Origin of the sequence: Methylobacterium sp. WL103 (genome assembly GCF_008039885.1) — a bacterium.
GTDB classification, from domain to species: Bacteria; Pseudomonadota; Alphaproteobacteria; order Rhizobiales; family Beijerinckiaceae; genus Methylobacterium; species Methylobacterium cerastii.
On the sequence record NZ_VRUX01000471.1, the window covers coordinates 1 to 3,391 of the forward strand.

Genomic DNA, 3,391 nt, shown 5'->3' on the forward strand with positions numbered 1-3,391 from the left:
GGGCCGGCCGTCCTGGGCGGCCGACAGCCTGCAGGCGGCCGCCGCCCGCACCGGGCTGACCTATGGCGCCGAGGTGCCCGGCTTCCGCTTCGCGCGCGACCCTGCCTACCGGCAGGCGGTGGCACGGGAGGCCGGGATGCTGGTCTGCGGCACCGAGATGAAGATGGAGGTGGTGCGGCCCGAGCCGGGGAAGACAGACTTCGCGCAGGCCGACGCCCTGGTTCGCTTCGCCCGCAGCAACGGCCAGCGGATGCGCGGGCATACCCTGGTCTGGCACGAGGCGCTGCCGCCTTGGGTGCGCCCGCTGCTGGCCCGGGCCACCGCCCCCCAGGCGGAGGATTTTTTGCGCCGCTGGATCGAGACCGTGGCCGGCCGCTACCGCGGGCAGATCGCCTCCTGGGACGTGGTCAACGAGGTGCTGTCGCAGGACGGCGGCGGCCCGGAGGGATTGCGCGAGAGCCCGTGGCTGACGGCGCTCGGCCCCGGTTACGTCGATCTCGCCTTCCGCATCCTGCACGAGGTCGACCCGAAGGCGGCCGGGTGCTGGAACGAGGACGCGGTCGAGCAGGGCGTGCCGTGGATGGAGGCGCGCCGCATCCGCGTGCTCAAGCGTCTGGAGGGCATGCTGGCGCGCGGCGTGCCGATCCGCCGCTTCGGCCTGCAATCGCACATCACCAGCACGGTGCCGATCGACCAGGGCCAGCTCCGTCGCTTCCTCCGGGAGATCGGGGCGATGGGGCTCGGCATCGAGATCACCGAGTTCGACATCGACGACCGGGCGTTCCCTGCCGACGTCGCCACCCGCGATCGCAAGGTCGCCGACCTCGCGAAATCCTACCTCGAGGTGGTGGCGGCCGAGCCCGCCGTGCTGAACGTGATGTCCTGGGACCTCTACGACCCCGACACCTGGCTGAACGACCACCCCTACCGCAAGCGTCCGGACGGCCTGCCGCAGCGCGCGCTTCCGCTCGATGCGCAGTTCAAGCGCAAGCCGCTCTGGCATGCGATGAAGGCGGTGTTCGGCCAGGCGCCGGACCATTCGGCGGCGCGGGCGAAGCTGCGCTAGGCCGCGCCCGCCCTCACGCTCCGCGTGTGTTCCTGCGGCCGTGAGTCCGGTGCGGAGAGGTCGCGGGAAAATGATCGCGCCGGCCGTTTCCGAGCCGGCCGATCCGTGAAAGGTCGCGATGGCCGGTCGGGACGTTCGCGCGCGGCGGTCGAGCCGTGGGAGGCCGGGTTTGAGCGCGAGCGGCCGGATGCGGGCTCGGCAGAGGACGATCCGCGCACCCGTGGGATTCGCTGCGGGATGGATCGCGTTTTGCGTGGCCCTCGGTCCGTCGCCCGGGTGTGCCGACGACCTCGCGGCCCTGTTCGAGCCGGGCACCGTGATCTCCGTCGGGGGCTTCGCCGGGACCGGCGCGCGCTTCCAGGGCGCCCGCGCGGTCGGCCTCTGGGGGCTGCCCTACGCCTCCTTCCGCAAGGTGGACGCCCCCCGCGAATGGTTCTCGCCCGACGACGCCCTCGACGTCGCCTTGGTGGACGCCCCCGCGATCCAGGCCGGGGCCGTGCTCGATGTCCGCAGCGGCCGCTCCGTGCACGACGACCGCAGCCTCGCAGGCTTGCCGCGCCGCCCGGTCGCGGCGGCGCTCGGCCTGTTCGGCGAGGTCTGGCCGGTGGACGACGTCCTGCGGCTCCGCGCCGAGGTCACGCAGGGGCTGCGTGCCCATGACGGCGTCGTCGCCAAGCTCGGCGCCGACCTCGTCGGCACCGCCGGCCGCTTCACCTTGAGCGGCGGCCCCCGCCTCGTGCTCGGGGATGCCGCCGCGATGCGCCTCGACTTCGACGTGCCGGTGGCCTCCGCGAACGCTAACCCGCGCCTGACGCCCTATCGCGCGACCGGCGGAACCCGCTCGGCCGGCGCGATCGTGGCCCTGGCCTACGACTGGTCCGACGCGTGGCGGACGCTCGGCTCCGTCCGCTACGACCGTCTCGTCGCCTCGGCCGCCGGAAGCCCGATCGTCCGGCGCGTCGGCACGCCGAACGACGTCACGGTGTCTGTGGGGGCGATCTACTCGATTCGGACCGATCGGTGACGGGGTGCAGCGACAACCGAAGGTATAACGTGGTGTTGATACTCACGAATGCGTGAATGTTGCTGGTCGGGCACAATCGAACCCCGATCGTCGCTGACGCAACGATTCCAGGGATTATATCCAAACGTTTCTGGCTATGCCTCTTCGAAAGAGGGGGGCGGACCGTGCCACGGATACTGTTGACGGGTGCGACAGGGCTGATCGGCGGTGCGGTTCTGCACCGGGCGCTCGAAGGCGGCGACGACGCGACCTGGGTCTGCCTCGTGCGCTGCGCCGGCGTCGAGCAGGGCCGGCAGCGCATCGCGGCGCGGCTTTCCCGCTTCACCGACGCCTTCACCGCCCAGCGCCTCGCCCGCAAGGTCGAAGTGGTGCCCGGCGACTTCACTCGGGCCGACATCGACCGGGACCCGCGCCTCGACGACTGCACCCATGTGCTGCACTTGGCGGCCGACACCTCGTGGTGGGGCGACGAGCGCGTCTACCGCACCAACCACGACGGAACGCTGGCGCTGGCACGGCGCGCCCGGGCGATGCCAGACCTGCAGCGCTTTCTCCATGTGGGCACCGCGATGATCTGCGGCGCCGACGCCGACGAATTCGTCGCCGAGGACGACTACCCGGCGGCCGACGCCCGGCACATGGTCGCCTACACGGTCTCCAAGGCGGCGACCGAGACCTCGCTGGCCGAGCACTTCCCCGACCTGCCGGTCGTCGTCGCCCGCCCCTCGATCGTCGTCGGCCATGCGAGCCTCGGCGCGGGGCCGAGCTCCAGCATCCTATGGGTGCTGCGCGCCGCAGACGCCCTGCGCATGCTGCCCTGCGCGCCGGAGAGCCACGTCGACGTCGTCCCGGCCGACTGGGTCGCCGAGACCCTGATCGGGCTCCTGACCAAGCCGACGCTCGCCCACGACCTCTACCACCTCTCGGCCGGCGCCCGCGGCCGTACCACCTGGGCCGAGGTCATCGCCGCCTTCGAGGCGGCGGAGCCGAGCGACGGACGGCGCGCCTTCCGGCAGTTCGACCTCGTCGCCGACCGCGCCGTGCTGCGCCGGCGCTTCGCCGAGGTGTTCGGCCTCGACGGGTCGCTGAAGCAGGCGATGCTCCGCGCCGTCCGCGCGTACTATGCGTTCTGCGCCCTCGACGTGACCTTCGCCAACGATCGCCTGCTCGCCGAGGGCTTTGCGCCCGCGCCAACGCTGCCGGCCTACCTGCCGGTGTGCCTGGCGAACGGGGCGACGATCGTGGAGCAGTTCGCCGACGACATCGAGATGTTCGCCGTGCCGCCCCCCGCGCCCGAGGCC

At 72.3% G+C, this 3,391-nt stretch carries 3 protein-coding genes; all 3 read left to right on the forward strand.

The features are described from left to right. Positions 1-1,066, forward strand: a 1,066-nt coding sequence (locus FV222_RS20725) for an endo-1,4-beta-xylanase (RefSeq protein WP_147815533.1), incomplete at its 5' end; no start/stop codon positions are given. Positions 1,067-1,319: 253 nt separating this feature from the next. Further along, the gene (locus tag FV222_RS20730) at positions 1,320-2,090 is read left to right on the forward strand and encodes a MipA/OmpV family protein (protein WP_187273638.1); all 771 of its coding nucleotides are present in this window, start codon (positions 1,320-1,322) and stop codon (positions 2,088-2,090) included. A gap of 179 nt (positions 2,091-2,269) precedes the next feature. Beyond that, on the forward strand, positions 2,270-3,391 hold a 1,122-nt coding region (locus tag FV222_RS20735; RefSeq protein ID WP_147815534.1), incomplete at its 3' end, for an SDR family oxidoreductase.